The 17,398-nt window shown below is 64.7% G+C and carries 12 protein-coding genes; 9 read left to right on the forward strand and 3 right to left on the reverse strand.

What is annotated here, in order from left to right:
- Positions 1 to 40: 40 nt before the first annotated feature.
- Positions 41 to 1,237, reverse strand: coding sequence for an NTP transferase domain-containing protein (locus KF886_08695; GenBank protein ID MBX3177424.1), 1,197 nt, complete (start codon positions 1,235 to 1,237; stop codon positions 41 to 43).
- 136 nt (positions 1,238 to 1,373) lie between these two features.
- On the opposite strand from KF886_08695, the gene KF886_08700 reads away from it, so the two are divergent.
- The 3 genes from KF886_08700 to KF886_08710 all read left to right on the forward strand — a co-directional run bounded on the left by KF886_08700 (position 1,374) and on the right by KF886_08710 (position 3,306).
- Positions 1,374 to 2,690: an alpha-L-fucosidase gene (locus KF886_08700; protein ID MBX3177425.1), complete on the forward strand. Its 1,317-nt coding sequence runs from the start codon at positions 1,374 to 1,376 to the stop codon at positions 2,688 to 2,690.
- A gap of 61 nt (positions 2,691 to 2,751) precedes the next feature.
- Positions 2,752 to 3,000 (forward strand): hypothetical protein, encoded by a 249-nt coding sequence (locus KF886_08705; GenBank protein MBX3177426.1) that lies wholly within the window; start codon positions 2,752 to 2,754, stop codon positions 2,998 to 3,000.
- A gap of 3 nt (positions 3,001 to 3,003) precedes the next feature.
- Positions 3,004 to 3,306, forward strand: a complete 303-nt coding sequence (locus KF886_08710; protein MBX3177427.1) for a type II toxin-antitoxin system RelE/ParE family toxin — start codon at positions 3,004 to 3,006, stop codon at positions 3,304 to 3,306.
- Positions 3,307 to 3,640: 334 nt separating this feature from the next.
- Here KF886_08710 and dauA read toward each other — a convergent pair whose 3' ends face one another.
- Both dauA and KF886_08720 read right to left on the reverse strand, forming a co-directional pair.
- On the reverse strand, positions 3,641 to 5,338 hold the full coding sequence (dauA, locus tag KF886_08715) for a C4-dicarboxylic acid transporter DauA (GenBank protein MBX3177428.1): 1,698 nt from the start codon (positions 5,336 to 5,338) through the stop codon (positions 3,641 to 3,643).
- Positions 5,339 to 5,514: 176 nt separating this feature from the next.
- Positions 5,515 to 6,984, reverse strand: coding sequence for a hypothetical protein (locus KF886_08720; protein ID MBX3177429.1), 1,470 nt, complete (start codon positions 6,982 to 6,984; stop codon positions 5,515 to 5,517).
- 288 nt (positions 6,985 to 7,272) lie between these two features.
- On the opposite strand from KF886_08720, the gene KF886_08725 reads away from it, so the two are divergent.
- The 6 genes from KF886_08725 (at position 7,273) to KF886_08750 (ending at position 17,225) form a co-directional block, all read left to right on the forward strand.
- Positions 7,273 to 8,157 (forward strand): ThuA domain-containing protein, encoded by an 885-nt coding sequence (locus KF886_08725; GenBank protein ID MBX3177430.1) that lies wholly within the window; start codon positions 7,273 to 7,275, stop codon positions 8,155 to 8,157.
- Positions 8,158 to 8,327: 170 nt separating this feature from the next.
- Positions 8,328 to 9,311 carry a Gfo/Idh/MocA family oxidoreductase gene (locus KF886_08730; protein ID MBX3177431.1) on the forward strand — a complete coding sequence of 328 codons (984 nt, stop codon included), beginning with the start codon at positions 8,328 to 8,330 and terminating at the stop codon, positions 9,309 to 9,311.
- A 41-nt stretch (positions 9,312 to 9,352) separates the two neighbouring features.
- The gene (locus KF886_08735) at positions 9,353 to 10,348 is read left to right on the forward strand and encodes a Gfo/Idh/MocA family oxidoreductase (GenBank protein MBX3177432.1); all 996 of its coding nucleotides are present in this window, start codon (positions 9,353 to 9,355) and stop codon (positions 10,346 to 10,348) included.
- Positions 10,349 to 10,674: 326 nt separating this feature from the next.
- Positions 10,675 to 14,304, forward strand: coding sequence for a hypothetical protein (locus KF886_08740; GenBank protein MBX3177433.1), 3,630 nt, complete (start codon positions 10,675 to 10,677; stop codon positions 14,302 to 14,304).
- 223 nt (positions 14,305 to 14,527) lie between these two features.
- A complete protein-coding gene (locus KF886_08745; GenBank protein MBX3177434.1) occupies positions 14,528 to 14,872 on the forward strand; it encodes a PilZ domain-containing protein in 345 nt (114 codons plus the stop codon).
- A 97-nt stretch (positions 14,873 to 14,969) separates the two neighbouring features.
- Positions 14,970 to 17,225, forward strand: a complete 2,256-nt coding sequence (locus KF886_08750) for an alpha/beta fold hydrolase (protein ID MBX3177435.1) — start codon at positions 14,970 to 14,972, stop codon at positions 17,223 to 17,225.
- The last annotated feature ends 173 nt before the right edge of the window (positions 17,226 to 17,398 follow it).

The following is a 17,398-nucleotide window of genomic DNA, read 5'->3' on the forward strand; positions in this document are numbered from 1 at the left end:
GAAAGGAGGCGGCCTGGCGGCCTGGCGGGGCCGGTTTCGGCTACTCCAGCACGTCGTCCCGCACGATGGCCCCCGGCAGGGTGCTCGCGTGCGGCCAGAGCTTGCGGCCCGGGTAGATCGACGTATGAATGCCCGTGTGGACGCCGTCCCCGATGATCGCGCCCAGCTTGCGGCGGCCGGTGTCGACGAGCTCGTCCTTGATGCGGCTGCGGTGGTTCTTGCCGTCGTGCCGGTAGTTCGCGGTGACGGTGCCGCAGCCGAGGTTGGCCTTTTCTCCGACGACGCTGTCGCCCACGTAGCTCAGGTGCGGGACGGCGGCCCCGTCCATGAGTATGCTGTTCTTCACTTCGCAGCCCTGGCCTACCTTGCAGCCGCGGCCGAGGACGGTGCCCGGGCGGAGGTAGCAGTTCGGGCCGACGCGGCAGCCCTCGCCGATCATGACGGGCCCCTCGATATAGACGCCGGGCAGGACGGTGCTGCCCTTGCCCACGTAGAGCGGGCCGTGGACGTGCGCCGCCGGGCTGACTTCGCCGTGGATCTCGCTGGGCATGTGGTTCTCCAGCATGTAGAGGTTGGCGTCGAGCAGGTCCCAGGCGTACCCGATGGGGAGCCAGTAGCGCTCGGCGGTCACGGCGCGGAAGTCGCCCCGGTCGGCCAGGGTCTGGATCGCGCTGGTGATCTCGATTTCGCCGCGCTCCGAAAGGGGCGTGTGCTCCAGGATATCGAAGATTTCCGGGGTAAACTTGTAGGCGCCGATATTGGCCAGGTTGGAGAAGACTTCTTTGGGCTTTTCGACGAGCCGCACAACGCGGTTGCCCTCCGCCACCTCGTAGATCCCGTACAGGCGCGGATCGGCGACCGTTTTCACGAGCGCGGCCTGATCCTGCCGCGAGAGTGCCTCGAAATCGTCCGCCGCGTAGAGGTCGTCGCCGTTGAAGGCCATGAACGGCGCGTCAATGCGGGAGGCGCATTGGAGCAGGGCGTGCCCGGTGCCCTTCTGTTCGGTCTGGGTGACGTATTCGATTCTCCGGCCACGGTACTCGGCGCCAAAGTAGTCCCGGATCATTTCCTCGCGGTAGCCGACGACCATGATCACCGTGTCCACGACGCCCGGCAGCGCCTCGATCTGGTGCGCGCCGATCGGCTTGTTCGCGATCGGCAGGAGCGGCTTCGGGCGCGTCAGGGTGAGGGGATAGGTTCGGGTTGACTTGCCGGCGGCGAATATAACGGCTTTCATGCAGGGCAGACTCCAATCACTGGGATTCAGGGGTTGAAAGGAGTATCATAGCGAATCGAATCGTTGTAAACGAGGTTTTCCGGTTCGCGGGCCTGTCGGAAGCCGGTTGCCATTTACCCCGGAAAGGTTTCGCGCCATGACACCTGTACTCTTGATCGCCCTGGCCCACGCGGCCCAGTTTGCCCAGCCCTACGAGCCCACGTGGGAATCGCTCGACCAGCGGCCCAACCCCGCGTGGTTCACCGACGCCAAGTTTGGCATCTTCATCCACTGGGGCGTCTATTCCGTGCCCGCCTGGGGCCCGAAGGAACGCTATTCCGAGTGGTACTGGCACGATCTGATCCAGGGCGACGGGCAGACGAAGGCCTTTCACGAGGCGACGTACGGGCCGAATTTCCGCTACCAGGACTTCGCGCCGCAGTTTAAGGCGGAGCTCTTCGAACCGGCGGACTGGGCGGATGTCTTCAACCGGTCCGGCGCGAAATACGTCGTGCTCACGTCGAAGCACCACGAAGGCTTCTCGCTCTGGCCCGACCCCACGAACTGGAACTGGAACAGCATGGATATCGGGCCGCACCGCGATCTGGCGGGCGACCTGACCGGGGCCGTGCGCGAGGCGGGGCTCAAGATGGGCTTCTATTACTCGCTCTACGAGTGGTTCAACCCGCTCTACCAGTCGGACGTCGACCGCTATGTGGACACGTACATGCTGCCGCAGATGAAGGACCTGGTGCAGCGGTACAAGCCCGATATCTTCTGGCCCGACGGCGAATGGAGCCACCCGAGCAGCACCTGGCGCAGCACGGAGTTCCTGGCGTGGCTCTTCAACGAGAGCGACGCGCCGGAGGACATCGCCATCAACGACCGCTGGGGCAAGGAGTGCCGCAACGTGCACGGCGGCTTCGCGACGCCGGAATACGGCCACCTGCCCGAGGGCAAGCTGATTCAGGAACAACGCTTCGAGGAATGCCAGGGCATGGGCCGTTCTTTCGGCTACAACCGCAACGAGCGCGCGGAGAACTACCGGAGCACGGCGGAACTGCTGCACCTGCTCATCGACAACGTAAGCCGCGGCGGGAACCTGCTGCTGGACATCGGCCCGACGGCGGACGGGCGGATCCCGGAGATCATGGAAGAGCGCCTGCTGGAGATGGGCGAATGGCTCGCGGTCAACGGCGAAGCCATCTACGGCACGCGCGCGCTGGCGAATGCGCCGACGGTGGAGGGGGTCCGGTTCACGGAAAAGGATGGCGCGGTCTACGCGATTTGCCTGCAATGGCCGGGCGAGGCGCTTTCCATCCCGCTGGAGCGGGCGGTCAGCCGGGTGTCGTTGCTGGGTTACGACAAGCCGGTCGCGTTTATGCAGAGCGGCCCGAGCATCACGATCCAGCCGCCCGCGCTGGGGGTGGACGAGGCCCCGTGCCGCCATGCGTATGTGTTCAAGATGGAATGACTATCTCCGTTGACAGTTCCTGACAACTGTGTCATCCTGTTGAAAAGGAGTCTCGCATTTTATGAGCCAGATTCAAATTGAAGTGACAACAGACCAACTCTCTACCCTTGAGGAACTTGCGAGAGCGTCAGGTCTTTCCGTTGGGGAATATCTACTGGAAACGGCGCTTCTTCAACGCAGCCTGGCCGAACAGAAACGAGATATGGTGGCTCTGCTGTCGTCTCGTGTGGAGGAAGCCCGATCGGGCAATTTTTCTGACCAGTCCGTGGAGGACATTGCGAAGGAATTGTTCGAGGAGATGGGTGTTTAGGGAATGGGGCGATACAGACTCACGCCATCGGCCAGGGAAGATATCAGGAATATACTCCGGCGTAGCGTGGAGAACTGGGGCAAGCCACATGCCACGAAGTACACCGAGAAACTTTCCGACTGTCTAACTCGCATCGGCAATAACGATATCCAGTGCAGGCGTATCGACGAAATTCCAGAACTCTACATGGCACGTTGCGAACCTCACAATGTATTCTTCCTGCGGGGAAAGCCCAACCAGGTTGTTGCCATCCTGCATGAACGCATGGATTGCCTGAAGCATTTGAAAGAGCGACTTTCCAGCTGACTCCTGGAATGACGGGGACTGGAGCCCGCGACGGTTTGCGCCCAGCCGCGCAAGCGCAAGATACCACCTTCGAATCGCGGGGGACTGTACCCGGAGAAATCGACTTTTGGGGGTACAGCCTTTCATGACGCTTCGCGTTACTCGTTAAGGATGAAATACTGCTCCTGACTGTTGGCGCTCTTCTGACGTCTCGCACCCACAAGCCTTTGCGGCGGAGCCGCAGAGCTTGAGGGTGGCACCCGCGGCTCCCTTTGAAATTTCAGAGCAGCCACTGGCTGGTTTGGGGCTGATTGCTCCGGATCTGCGCTGAATTGCCAGCCAGAAGCAGTTCCCCCTACCCCGCCAGCGCGGCGTCGACGGCTTCGTCCATGGACTGGGTGAAGCGGAGGAAGCCCGCTTCTTCCCGGATACCGGCCTTATCCAGCTTGCGAATAAGCGCGGGGTCGAGGTCGTTGATCACGGCGCGGATGCCGGATTTCCGGAAGTGCGCCAGGATGGATTCCAGCGCGACCATGCCGGTCATGTCGAGCATGTTCACGTCCGACATTTCGAGGATGACGGCTTCCACATCCCCGGGCACGCTGGTGAGCGCGCGGAGGGCCTTTTGCGCGGAGCCGAAGAACATCGCGCCGTTGATATCGTAGACCAGTACGCTGGAGGGCAATTCGCGCGAGCGCGGGTGCTCGTTGTGGGCGTGTTCGATCAGTTCGACGCCCGTGAGTTCGATGCTGCGCCGCACGAAGAGGACGGCGGCCAGGCCCATGCCCACGGCGATGGCGATTTGCATGTCGAAGAGCACGGTCATCCCGAAGCAATTCAATAAGGTGAAGATGTCGCGGCCCGGCGCCACCTTCAAAATCCGCGCGAAATGGCGCGCCTCGCTCATGTTCCACGCAACGACCAGCAGCAACGCGGCGATGGACGCCATGGGCACATAGGCCAGCAGCGGCGCGAGCACCAGAATCGACAGCAGAATAAACAGCGCGTGCACGACGGACGCCAGCGGTATGGTGGCTCCGGCGCGGACGTTCGCGGCGGTTCGCGCGATCGCGGCGGTGGCCGGGATCCCGCCGAAAAAGGGCACGATCATGTTGCCCAGGCCCTGGCCTATTAGCTCGTCGTTCGGGTCGTGGCGCTTGCCCGACATGCCATCGGCCACCACGGCGCACAGGAGCGACTCCAGGGCGGCGAGCATGGCGATAGCGAAGGCGGGCCCGATCAGATTGCGCAGCAGCGCATAGCTGAGGCCCACCGGCGCGCCGTCGCCGCCGGGCAGGGTCCACGGGAGCGCGAAACCCGGAAGCACGGGCGGAATCCCGCTGCCCGCGACGCCGTTGAGTTCATAGTGGAACTGCGATCCGATGGTGGCGACTTCGAAGCCCTCGATGTACCGGGAGGCCAGGAAGGCGGCGACGGAACCGGCGAGGATGCCCGCCAGGTGGTAGGGAAAGCGCGTGCGAAGGCGCATCCACACGAGAATCACGGCCAGGGTCAGCGCGCCCACGCCAGCTTCCCGCGCGTTGGCCTCGGGGAGCGCCCGCACCATGATGGCGACATGCTCGATGAAGTCGTTGCCGGTCGCAGTCACGGGGAGGCCTAGAAAATCCTTCACCTGCAGGGTGGCGATCACCACGCCGATACCCGCGGTGAAGCCCACGGTGACGGGGTAGGGCACGATCTGGATCAGGCCGCCGAGCCGGAGCAGCCCCATGCCCACCAGGATGCATCCCGCCAGGAAACCCGCGCACAGGAGGCCGCCGATGCCGTATTGCTGGACAATCGGCAGTAATATGACGACAAACGCGGCGGTCGGTCCGGAGATGTTCACCTTGGAGCCGCCGGTCAGGGCGATCACAATTCCCGCGACGACGGCGGTGTAGAGCCCGTGCTGCGGCGCGACCCCGCTGGCGATGGCCAGCCCCATCGACAGGGGCAGCGCCACCACGCCCACCGTGAGCCCGGCGAAAATATTCGCCTGGATCTCGGTACGGCCGGGCTTGCTCTGGATGGATCGGGTCAGTGCGGAAAACATGGTCGGGTTCTCCCGGGGCGGGCAGGGGAATGGGGCGGGGCCCGGGATTGGGCTCACTGGAGCGATCATAGCGGAGCAGGCTGGCGGAATGCGAGTTGGGGAGTGACTACGGAAACACCGGGCGCCCGGCAATGACGGCGCGGAGAGACTGACCTAGCGCGTGGGTGGCCTCCGCATCACTCGAATTCGATACCGTACAGCGCCGCCTGGTACAGTTTGAACGTCAAGGTCACCGGTTCCTCCAGTTTGTGAATTGCTTCGGTTTCGCCGCCCCAGCTTATGGGTGTCCAGTGCCGGTCGCCGATAACCGGATCGCAATGCTCGAAAGTACGTCCTTCGCTTCCGAGCACCTCCACCTTAATCCATCCGGTGCGTTTTGTCACGGCGTTGAGCTTGATCGTCTTTCCCGGTGGAATAATCGGGATCATCGTGAAGCAGCCTTCACCACCGGCCTCTAGTGCCACCATCCGCCCCTTCGGCCACACGGCGTAGCCCACCCCGCCCGAACGGATACCACGCGGGTACTTGTGTGAAACGTTGTGTCCGAGGTAGGGGAGGCCCCAGTCGCCATTCCCCAATTCCACGAGGTCCGGCATTCCCCAGATACAGCCCCCGTCCCACTGTCCAAAGGGCCGCGTTTCAAGCAGGTTTCCGCCGGGAACCCAGTGCCAGACCCGTCCATCGTGGCTCGAGGCCATGGTGATTCGCGTCGTGTCGTCGATGGACGCGTTCCAGAGGGTGGGAAACATCAGGTGCTGGTCCGGCGCGCCTGGCACCGTCGTATAGCTGTTCGTATACAACTGTTCCGACGGCAGCATGTCCGGCGACGGCTCCAGAATCATCGTCGAGGGTGGAAACTCGCGGAAATTGTCCGATTCAGTCCTTCCGATGGCCCGGCGGCCCACGCCGGTCCAGTTCCCGCGAATATCCACCGGCCAGTCCCCGGCGGCTGGCCCCACGGACCAGAAGCGCGTGTAAATAACATACTTCTTTCGCTGGACATCGTAGTAGGCCGTGTTCAGCGTGTCGCAGTATTCCACCACAAGCGGCTCGGGCAATGTGGTCCAGGCAATCCCATCCGGCGATACGCTGGCGCGGAGGCAGCTTACCTTGTCCTGTTCGCCCAGGAGGAAAACGGCTTTGGGCTCCCAGCCGTCCGGCCGCTTCTCGCGGAAGGCATCAAACTGCGCGCGGGTCAGGTGTCCGGTCCAGACCGCCTTAAACCGCTCTTCGGCCGGCGCGATCGGGTCAATGAAGATGTGCAGGACACCGTCCTCGTGCAGTGGGTCCAGAACCAGGTCCGCCTTCTTCTCCCATTGGAGACCGTCCGTCGACTCGTAGTACTCCGACGACGTCCAGCCCTTGTAGACGTCGCCGTCCTTGAGTATCATGCGATAGGGCATGTCAAGTGGCCCGATGACCTGAGGCTTCCGCGCGCGAATCGTGATACCGCGCGGCGGATGTATACCGACATGTTGAGCGCCCCACAGGTCGGAATCTCCTTCTACGTATACGCTATTTCCCGTGTCGTCGCGCCAGTCCAGGTCGCCCGGTTGGATGTAGTACCAGTTGGTGAATACGATGCGGTTGCCCAGCAGCTGGTAGGGCTTCCCAAGCACGACGCGGTCCGTGGTTATGCCAGGCAAGACCTCATACTCTGCACGCGCCTGAGATCCGGGTCCCAGCGCCAATAGAGCAATCGCATGCGCCACCCAGATCCCATGCCCAAGCCCAGCACTGGGAATCTTGCGTTCTACCCACATTGCATCACCTCTGCAAGTTGAAGCCAATGGTCACGAACCGTAGTATAATCTCCAACCGGCCCCGAGTTATCCAATATGCGCTCAGCAGAGGGATGGGTCTTGCCGACGTGCTTACCGTGTCCCCTTCTTCTTGCAGGGCCTGACCGGACCCGAAATAAAGGAGTAGCAATTATGTTTCGAACCGTCGCTTTCAATCTGGTCGGCCTGGCGCTGGCGGCTGGTTTTCTCACCCCTGCCCCCGCGGAAGGCCCGAAGAAGCTCCTGCTCATGGCGGGGACGCCGAGCCATGGGCCGGGCGAGCACGAGTTCAACGCCGGCGTGCTGTTGCTGGCGCAATGCCTGGAATCCGTGGAAAACCTGGAGGTCGTCGTGCAGCTCAATGGCTGGCCGGAAGACGAATCCAAATTCGAGGGCGTCGACGGCATCCTGCTGTACATGGACGGGGGCGCGCGGCATCCCGCGGTGCAGCCGGGTCGTCTCGAATTCCTGGGCAACCTCATGGATCAGGGCGTGGGCCTGATGTGCGCGCACTACGGCGTGGAGGTCCCCGCCGAGAACGGCGGCGCGGAGTTCAAGCGCTGGATCGGAGGCTATTACGAGACCGCGTTTTCCTGCAACCCCATGTGGAGCCCGGACTACGCCAACCTGCCCGATCACCCCATCGCGAAGGGTGTGCGGGGCTTCCAGATCCGCGACGAGTGGTACATGAACATGCGCTTCCGCGAGGACATGAGCGGCGTGGCGGAATTGCTGGTGGCGACGCCGCCGGACGAGGTACGCGATGGCCCGTATGTCTATCCGAAGGGCCCCTACGAACACATCCAGGCCGAGAAGGGGGAGCCCGAAACCATGATGTGGGCGGTGGAGCGCCCCGATGGCGGGCGGGGTGTCGGCTTTACCGGCGGCCACTTCCATAAGAACTGGGGCGACGACAATTTCCGCAAGGCGGTGCTGAACGCGCTGGTCTGGATAACCGGGATGGACGTGCCGGAGGGCGGCGTGGAATCGGTGGTGACGGAGGACGACCTGGCGAAAAACCTGGATCCGAAGGGCTGAAAGCGGGCGCGGGCGACAGTCATGGGACACAGAAGGACCAACGAGACTCAAGGCGGCAAAGGGCCCGCGACGACGAAAGTCCCTGCCGTCTCTGCTGTCCCTGACGTCCCTGCAATGCTTCACGGCGCGCAGGCCGTCCCCGCCGCCATACCCCCCACCCGGGAGACACCATGACCGATCAACCTATCCGCTGGGGAATCCTCGGCACGGGCGCCATCGCGAATACCTTCGCAACCGCGCTCGCTTCGCTCGACGATGCCGTCCTCCAGGCCGTCGGATCGCGTTCGCGGGAGAGCGCGGACCGGTTCGCCGATGCCCACGGCATTCCCAACCGCCACGGGACCTACGAAGCGCTGGCGGCGGATCCCGACGTGGATGTGGTGTATATCGCGACGCTGAACTCGCTCCACCACGACAACGCGATCCTGTGCATCGAGCACGGCAAGGCGGTATTGTGCGAGAAGCCCTTCACGATCAACCGCGCCCAGGCGGAGGTGGTGCTGGCGTTGGCGCGCGAAAAGGGCGTGTTCATCATGGAGGCGATGTGGACGCGCTTCATTCCGGCGGTCCAGCAGGCGCGCGCGTGGATCGACGAGGGCGCGATCGGCGCGGTGCGCATGGTGCAGGCGAATTTCGGGTTCCGCCACGACGCGGCCCCGCTCTTTGATCTCGCGCTCGGCGGCGGCAGCCTGCTCGACGTGGGGATCTACCCCATTACGCTCGCGCACTTCGCCTTCGGCGGAAACCCCACGCAAATTCGCGGCCTGGCGACGATTGGCCGGGGCGGCGTGGATGAGCAGGCGGCCTTCGTGCTGGGCTACGATGGCGGGGGCCTGGCCCTGCTGGGCAGCGCGATTCAGACGAAGACGCCCTACGACGGTTATATCATGGGCACGGACGGCCTGATCACGCTGCACGGGACCTTCTGGAACGCGGAGATGGTAAGCCTGGAGCGGCCCGGCCAGGACACGGTCACGCGCGAATTTCCGCACCCGTGCAACGGATACGAGTACGAGGCGCAGGAAGTGCACCGTTGCCTGCGGGCGGGCGCCCTGGAAAGCGCGACGATGCCCCACCAGACCACGCTGGAAATTCTGGAGACGATGGACCATATCCGGTTACAGTGGGGCCTCCGCTATCCGATCGAAGAATAGCCCGGGGGCAGATGCCTGGCCGGGACAACCAGGAGCCACGCATGGCCAAGACGTATCGCTGGGGTATCCTCGGCACGGGGAATATCGCCGCAAAGTTCGCCACCTGCCTCGGCGTGTGTGAAAACGCCCAGCTGCACGCGGTCGGATCGCGCAGCCGGGAGAGCGCCGAAACCTTCGGGAACCGCTTCCGGGCGCCGGTGCGGCACGCCTCGTACGAGGCGCTCGCGAACGATCCGGATGTGGACGTGGTGTATATCGCCACGCCGCACGCCCTGCACAAGGAAAACGCGATCCAGTGCCTGCGCGGGGGCAAGGCCGTGCTTTGCGAAAAGCCCTTCACGCTGAACATGGCCGAGGCCGAGGAGGTGTTTGCGGCCGCGGGCGAAGCCCGGCGCTTTCTCATGGAAGGGATGTGGACCCGCTTCTTCCCGGCCATACGGCAGGCGGAACAGTGGATCGCCGGCGGGGCCATCGGCGAGCCGCGGATGGTGCAGGCGAGCTTTGGCTTCCGGATGGACTACGCCGATCGCGGCCGCCTCTGGGATCCGGCGCTGGGCGGCGGCAGCCTGCTGGACGTGGGCATCTACCCGATCACCATCGCCTCCATTGCCTTTCAGGACGCGCCCGCGAGTGTCTGCGGCGCGGCGCACCTGAGCGATCGCGGCGTGGACGAGCAGGCCGCGTTCGTTCTCAAATACCTGGGCGGGAAGCTGGCGGTGCTGTCGAGCGCCATCCGCACGGTCACCAATTGGGACGCGTTCATATACGGCGAAACCGGCATGATCCAGATCCACAGCCCGTTCTGGCAGCCCGAAAAGGTGACGCTGATCCCCGCGCCGGACAGCGATCGCGAAGCGGTATGCTTTGAGAAACCGCACGAGAGCCTTGGCTTCGAATACGAAATCCGCGAGGTCATGGAATGCCTCGACGCCGGCCTGCTGGAGTGCCCCGCGATGCCGCACCGCCGCACCCGGGAAATCATGAGCACGATGGACGAACTTCGCCGCCAGTGGGAGCTTACGTACCCGGGTGAATAAACCCGCGGCGGGGGCCGTCTATCTTCGGCGAGGGGGATTGTGCGGGCCGCTTCTACCGGATAGTCGCATTGAAATCCGGCCGTGGCGCGAGGGCGTAACCGTGAGTCTATTTGGAGCCTTGAATCACGGAAAGCGAGCGTGTGGGAGCGCCGGCATCTCTGGCAAGGTCCGGCATTCGCCTCGGGCGAAACGCCAACGCTCCAGCGCGAACCTTCCGCAGCGCTCTCCGCGGTTTGTATGGCGACTCTCTTGTAAACAGAGTCTAAATGTATTTGCCCGGGCGCATTTACCGCCTCCGGGCGGATCCCTGTTAAAATAGGGCCAATATGGCAGGCAATTCAACGAATTCATCCCCGTCTTCCCGCCGCCGGCGCAGGAGGAGACGCCTACTCCTGATCCTGGCTCCGCTGCTCCTCGTGGCCGGGGCCTGGAAGATCGCCGAGCACTACATCGATATTGAACGGTATCGCGCGACTATCGACACGGAACTGGAGCAGCTTCTGCGCCTTCCGCTCGAATTCGAGGATATGGATCTTCAGGTTCTGCCCTCGCCGCGGCTGGTGGTCGAGAACGTGGCGCTGGGCGAGGGCGATTTCCTTGCGCGGGCGCCGTCGGTGGCGGTTACCGCGAGCCTCCGCGCCCTGGTTCGGGGCCGCCTCGAACTGCACGCCGTCACCCTGCGCGACCTGGAAGTGCGGCTGCCGGAGGACTCCGCCGAATTTCTGGGGCGCTGGTCCGAGTACCTGGCGGCCCTCCGGGAGCCCCGTCCGCCCCGCGATGGCGGCGGAGGAAAGGTGACGCTGGAGGCCATTCACGCCCGGGGCGCGACGATCTACCGTGGCGGGCGGGCCTGGGCCACCGGCGAACTCCACGTAACGAAGGTGACGGGCGGATCGCCGATCTTCACGTTCGAGGGCCGGGCCGATTCCATCCCCGGCGCGCCCGAGGCCCGGGGCGAGTTTACGATTTCCGCGCGCGGGAACCGGAGCGTGTACGGCGACGCCACCGTGGCGGGCCTGCCGCTGAAGCAACTCACGGGGGATCCCGCGCTGCCGCCCGTAGTGCTGGACGCCGGGATCAGCTTCAGCCAGTTCCGCGAGGGCGCGCTGGATGTGGAAGCGGAGGGGACGATCGCGCTTTCCGGGGATCCCGATCTCCTGGGCGCATTCGCGATCACCGCGCGGCGGGATGAAGGGGACTTGCGCTTCTCCCGATTCCAGATCGATACCGATCCGCTTGCCGCCAATGCCTCGTTGCACATACCGGCTGGCGGCGGATGGTCCCTGGAAATCAGGGAAGGCGAAATCCGCGACAGCGGCATCGGCTGGCTCACGGCGCGCTTTCCGGCCATCCCGTTCCGGGACAATTCCGGCGTGCGCTCCCGGGGCGTCCTCACGGGCGTGAAGATGGGCGACCAAGGCGCGGGATTCGTCATGCCGGAGGGCGCGATCCGCGTCGAAGGGGTGGATCTCCACGCGGGCGCCGGCATGGTCCTGCCGTCGTTGAACGGATCGGCAACGATCGCGGGCGGGCGCATCACGGTGGTGGAGGCGGCCAGTCCGCAGGTGAGCGCGTCCGGCACGGTGGATATTGATTACGCGGCGGATATTATCGCGGTGGATTTGAATGGGGAGATCCGGCTCGATCCGGCGTTTCCGCTGCCCGAGGCGCTGGCCGGAGCCTGGCGCGCCGAAAGCGGCGCGGTCGGCGTACAGGCGATCCGCGCCACGATTACGGAGGGCGTCTGGGATCTGGCGATGCTGGAACTCGACACCGCCATCGACCAGGCCGTGATTGCCGCGTGGGACGAGGCCGCCGGGACCTGGACGCCCGCACCCGCGATCTCCGGATCGATCTCGGCGGCGGAGGGAACGCTGCGGTTGGGAGACATCGAAGGAGCGGGCAGCGTGCTGAACGCCGAGTTGACGCCCGATGCCGAGCCCGGGCGCTGGTCCTTCGCCGGCCGCCTGGCCAGCGACCTGGCGTCTCCCATCTGGAAGCCACTGTACCCTCAGGATCGGATAACGATTACCCGTGGCGAGATTGAGACGACCGAACTGACCGGTACGATCGCGGGCTCTCCGCCGGCCCTGGCGTCGCTGCGGGTCGAAGCCCGCGCGCGCCAGGTTGAAGCGCGCGTACACGCGCCGGGATACGAGGATACCGTGACGGTGGCGGATGCGACCATATCGCTGAGCGAGACCCGGCTGTCGGCCCGGGGCGCGGGCGCCTCCGGGCGCTTCGGCCCCTTCGAGGCGGACGGAAACGCCGCGCGCGCCAGCGGGGTCGTGGAGGGCCGCGTGACGCTCCAACCCGCGCAGGCGCCCGCGTGGCGCGGCGGCCCCGCGGACGCGCTATTGCCGTACTTGACGCCGCTGCCGCTGGATATACGATACACCCCGGAGAACAAGCGCCTTACCTTCGAATCCTCCGGGCCGCTGCGCCTGGAGGGGGAGGCCGCGGCGCCGCCGGAAGGCGCATCGGGCGCGCCCGTGTCGATGGCCGCCCGCGCGGCGGCGCCGGCTTCGTGGCTGGCGCCGGGGGTCTTCGAGACGGCGGGCGGCGGCGATCTGGAGGTTACGCTGACCCTCGATCCCCAGAGCGGGCGGCTGATTGCGCGGGCGGACGGCACGGCGTCCGAATTCGCGCGGAGCGTGTTTCGCAAGACGGCGGGCTATCCGGCCGCTGTCGAGCTGGAAGGGACGTGGGGCTCCGGCAACCCGCGTTTCACGCACGGGCGCGCGGAACTGGGCGCGGCCTCGGCCCCGTTTGAACTCCGCGAGGATGGGCTCGCGAGCGACAATTTCTCCATCGATCTGGCGGCGCTCGCCCCCCTGATGCCGGGCGATGCGACGATTTCCGGGACCGTCCAGGGCCACATCGCGCAGAATTTCGGCGCGATGGATCTGACCCTGAGGGACGCGCGCGCCACGCTGGGCGACGATACGACCCGGGTTGCGGTGAGTGGCGCGCTGCGCCGCCGCGCCGCCGGATGGGACGCGCCCGCCATCGAGTGGGCGGCGGGAGAAAGCCGGGGCCGCGCGGCGATCGAACGGTCCGGCGCGAATCTGCACGGTGAAATCCGCGCGGAGCAAATTGATATCGATGGTCTGATGGCGGTCTACCGCGCGTGGAGTCCGCTTCGATCCGCCGACGCCCCGCCTCCCGCCGCCGGGGACCGAAGCTTTGGCCGATCCTTCACCGGCGCCATCCAAATTCAGAGTAATCAGCTCGATTGGGTTGATGCATCGGTCCTGGATGCGCGCGCGCTCCTGGCGGGAGGCCCGGAGGCCATCGAACTGCGCGGCGTCACCTTCCGGCACGGCGGCGGCACGGGTACGGGCGCGCTGGTGTACACGCGCGATACGGGGGCCGCGTCCGTGTCGCTTGATCTGTCGGAAGTCGACGCCACCCTGCTGGAAGGGCTGTTCCTGGCGAACGACCGGGGCTTGCGGGGGCAGCTGAGCGGCAGCGCGTCGCTCACCTTTCCGTTCGCCACAACGGGCAGGGAAATCCTGCACGGGCTGAGCGGGCGCATTGCCTTCGACGCCCGGGACGGCACCCTGGGCAAGGCCGGCCTCGCATCCAGGCTGATCACGGCGTTGCGCACGACCGACGTGCTTCGTCTGCGCGTGCCCCAACTCCGTGATCGGGGCCTGACCTTTACGGAACTGACGGGCGAGATCAACATTGAGCAAGGAGTCTTTCATCTGGCGCCCTACGCCATGGCCGACACCACGTATATCCTCAAGGCGGACGCGACCTTCGATTTTCCCGGGGATCGCGCGGATGGCCAGGTGGAAGTGCAGGTTCTGGAAGGGGTTACGGGTGTTGCTCGCCGAATCCCGCTGCTGGGAGACGCCGCAAACATGGTCAACAAAGTCTTCAGCGCCCCGCTTCGGGTCACCGGCCCGGCCACCGATCCGGTATTCCGCGTCGGCGTTCCGGGTGTTTGATGGCGCGGCACCCGAATTTCATGGCGCGGTTTCCAATTCTGTGTTATGCTGACTAGTGCAGGATAAGAGAGAGCAAGAAGGCAAGTCCGCCGGCGCCAAATGGTTGCCACAACGCGTGACGCTGCCTCGCCCGCCTGCCCGTCCGGCCTTGGCTGCGCAACCTTCGGAGCCGGCGCGGGTGACCAACCGGCGTGCGGGGTGCAGGCGTCCGGGAGGCAGTGCGATGGTCAAAACGAGCGATCTACGGGAATCCAACAGACGCCCCATTCATGGCCGGGCCGAGGTGCGCCTGGGCAACGGCGTGGTGGTCGAGGGGGAAGCCAAGGATATCAGCCTCCAGGGGCTTATGTTCCACTCCGAACGGCGGCTTCCCGTGGGCAAGTCCGTCCGCATTGTACTCATACCCGAATGCGATCCGCCGAGTTGCCGGATTAACGCGGGGGGATTTGTCGCCCGCCTTCACGACGAGGGCGTCGCCGTGCGCTTCACGGATATCGGGCCGGAGGCCCTGCAATACCTGAGCGAGGCCGTGCTCCACGCGTGCGCGGAACGGCGTCCGCACCTCTGACCCGCGTGCGCCGGGGCCGGTTGCATGGCGTTGACCATGTCGCGCGGGGGCCGTGCTATAGTGTTGAGGCTGACACACAACCCGGCGGAGAACCTGTATGGCCTCAACAGTAGCCCTGTCCCTGACCAAGTGGTCCCTGGACGTGGCGTCGCGGCTCATTCGTTCGGATGCGCGGCTGCATAATTACGAGGCGATCACGGATGACATGGCGATCATCTTCGTCGTCAACCATTTCACGCGCCTCGAAACGATGCTCCTGCCGTATATCGTCCACAAGCACACCGGCAAGGAGGTGTGGGGGCTGGCGGCCGGGGAGCTTTTCAAGGGGCGCATCGGGCGCTACCTGCGATCGACCGGCACGATTTCCACATCCGATCCCGACCGGGACCGGATCATTGTGCGGACGCTTCTGACGGGCGAGCACCCCTGGATGATCTTTCCCGAGGGGGCGATGATCAAGGACAAGAAGGTTGTCGACCCGTCGGGAGAATTCTCCATCTACAGCAACGGTAAGCGCCGCCCGCCGCACACGGGCGCGGCGGTGCTCGCGCTGCGGGCGGAGTACTACCGCCACAAGCTGGCCTGCCTCGATGCGCGGCCCGATGGCGATGGCGGCTTCGCGCGCGCGCTCGAGCACTTCGATCTGACGCCGGACACCGATGTGCTTTCCCGGCGCACGGTGATCATTCCGGTCAACATTACGTACTTCCCAATGCGCGCGCGGGACAATTTCGTCTTGCGGATGGCCCGGCGATTCGCGAAGGAGCTGGACACGCGCGCGGTGGAGGAACTCTCCGTCGAGGGAACGGTGCTCTCGGAGGACACGGACATCGACATCACGCTGGGGGAGCCGATCGATGTGCGGGAGTACCTGAACAAGCCCGAGTACGCCTCGGTGATGGCCTGTGGGCTGAACGACATGCAGGCGCTGGAGACCGACCCCGGGTCCCTGTTCAACGATGCGGCGCGCGACCTGATGCTGCGCTATATGGCGTCCATCTACCAGCTGACGACGATCAACTACGACCACATTTTCGCGACCATCATCCGGCACCAGCCGCCGCAGGCCTTTTCCGAACGCGCCTACCGCAACCGGATATTCCTTTGTGTCCACCAGCTGCGCAAGATCGGGCGCCACCGGCTGCATGGCGTGCTCGATCGCACCTACCGCGACATCGTTTTCGAGGACCCCAGCGCGAAGTTCGTCGACTTCATGACCTTGTGCCTCCAGGAGTCGCTCATTATTGAGGAGGGTGACCTGTACGTTAAGAACCGCGCGCTGGAGCGGGGGAAGGCCCCCTTTCACGCAATCCGGTTTCAGGAGCTTACCGAAGTCATCGCCAACGAGATCGAGCCGCTCGACGAGGTCACCGAGATTATCAAGAAGGTGGCGCACCTGCCGCGCCCGCTACTTTCCCGCCAGATTCGCGATATCTTTCTGGAGGAGGACGCCCGCTATTTCGAGGAGGATTACGCGGAGTATTACACGCCCGGTGAGAGCAAGAACCCCGAGATCGGGCGTCCGTACTTTCTCAAGCCCTTGCGGCCGCGGGCCGGCATCGTGCTCGCGCACGGTTACATGGCGGCCCCGGAGGAGGTGCGGGCGATGGCCGAATACTTCTACCAGCAGGGTTACGCGGTGTACGCCGTGCGGCTGCGCGGGCACGGAACGGCCCCCGAGGACCTCGCCGAGCGGACGTGGGAAGACTGGTATCACTCCTTCAACCGCGGGTACGCCGTCATCAAGAGCGTCACGGACCATATTATCGTCGGCGGGTTCTCCACGGGCGGCTGCCTGGCGCTGCTCGCGGCCGCGCGCAAGGGCATCAAGGTGCAGGCCGCGTTTACGGTCTGTGCGCCTCTGCAGGTCAACAACTACTCGGTGCGCCTGGTGCCGTCGATTGTGAGCCTGAACGCCATTCTCAAGCGCCTGGGGCAGGCCCGGGAATCCTGGGAATACATCGTCAACGAGCCGGAGAACCGGCACATCAATTATGATCGCAACCCGTTGAAGGGGGTGTACCAGCTTGTGCGCCTGATGAACGCCACGGAGCAGTGCCTCCCGGAAATCCGCGTGCCCACGATGGTGATCCAGGCGGCGCGCGATCCCATTGTGAATCCGATCAGCGGGCAGCAGCTGTTTGACCGGCTCGGGGCCGAATTCAAGGAGTTGATTCTGCTGGAACGGAACCGGCATGGTATCGTGAACGGGGAGGGCCGGGAGCATGTGTTTGCGCACCTGCGCCATTTCCTGGACCGCGCGCCGGCGCACGGAATCAGCAACCTGGCGGGCCCGGCATCCGCGGAAGCAAACAATGAATACTGCGAAAGCCCGACCTGGGGAATTCGTTGACACATCTTGACACCTTATGTTACCGTGATCACTGGATTTAGCGCGGTCGCAGCCGAAAAGGAACGAGCGCTTTTATTAGTTTCGATGCATTGATTGCGCCCGCATGCGCTATTGGGGTAGAGCATGTTAACTGGGCCTTGGCGCCCGCAGCCCGCGTCAGCCGAATTGGCCGG

It is taken from the genome of Candidatus Hydrogenedentota bacterium (genome assembly GCA_019637335.1).
Lineage (GTDB): Bacteria > Hydrogenedentota > Hydrogenedentia > Hydrogenedentales > JAEUWI01 > JAEUWI01.

What these genes read in the sequence shown, in the direction of transcription:
- KF886_08695 (MBX3177424.1), bottom strand. Translation starts at nt 1,237, where the DNA reads ATGAAAGCCGTTATATTCGCCGCCGGCAAGTCAACCCGAACCTATCCC.
- KF886_08700 (MBX3177425.1), top strand. Translation starts at nt 1,374, where the DNA reads ATGACACCTGTACTCTTGATCGCCCTGGCCCACGCGGCCCAGTTTGCC.
- KF886_08705 (MBX3177426.1), top strand. Translation starts at nt 2,752, where the DNA reads ATGAGCCAGATTCAAATTGAAGTGACAACAGACCAACTCTCTACCCTT.
- KF886_08710 (MBX3177427.1), top strand. Translation starts at nt 3,004, where the DNA reads ATGGGGCGATACAGACTCACGCCATCGGCCAGGGAAGATATCAGGAAT.
- dauA (MBX3177428.1), bottom strand. Translation starts at nt 5,338, where the DNA reads ATGTTTTCCGCACTGACCCGATCCATCCAGAGCAAGCCCGGCCGTACC.
- KF886_08725 (MBX3177430.1), top strand. Translation starts at nt 7,273, where the DNA reads ATGTTTCGAACCGTCGCTTTCAATCTGGTCGGCCTGGCGCTGGCGGCT.
- KF886_08730 (MBX3177431.1), top strand. Translation starts at nt 8,328, where the DNA reads ATGACCGATCAACCTATCCGCTGGGGAATCCTCGGCACGGGCGCCATC.
- KF886_08735 (MBX3177432.1), top strand. Translation starts at nt 9,353, where the DNA reads ATGGCCAAGACGTATCGCTGGGGTATCCTCGGCACGGGGAATATCGCC.
- KF886_08740 (MBX3177433.1), top strand. Translation starts at nt 10,675, where the DNA reads ATGGCAGGCAATTCAACGAATTCATCCCCGTCTTCCCGCCGCCGGCGC.
- KF886_08745 (MBX3177434.1), top strand. Translation starts at nt 14,528, where the DNA reads ATGGTCAAAACGAGCGATCTACGGGAATCCAACAGACGCCCCATTCAT.
- KF886_08750 (MBX3177435.1), top strand. Translation starts at nt 14,970, where the DNA reads ATGGCCTCAACAGTAGCCCTGTCCCTGACCAAGTGGTCCCTGGACGTG.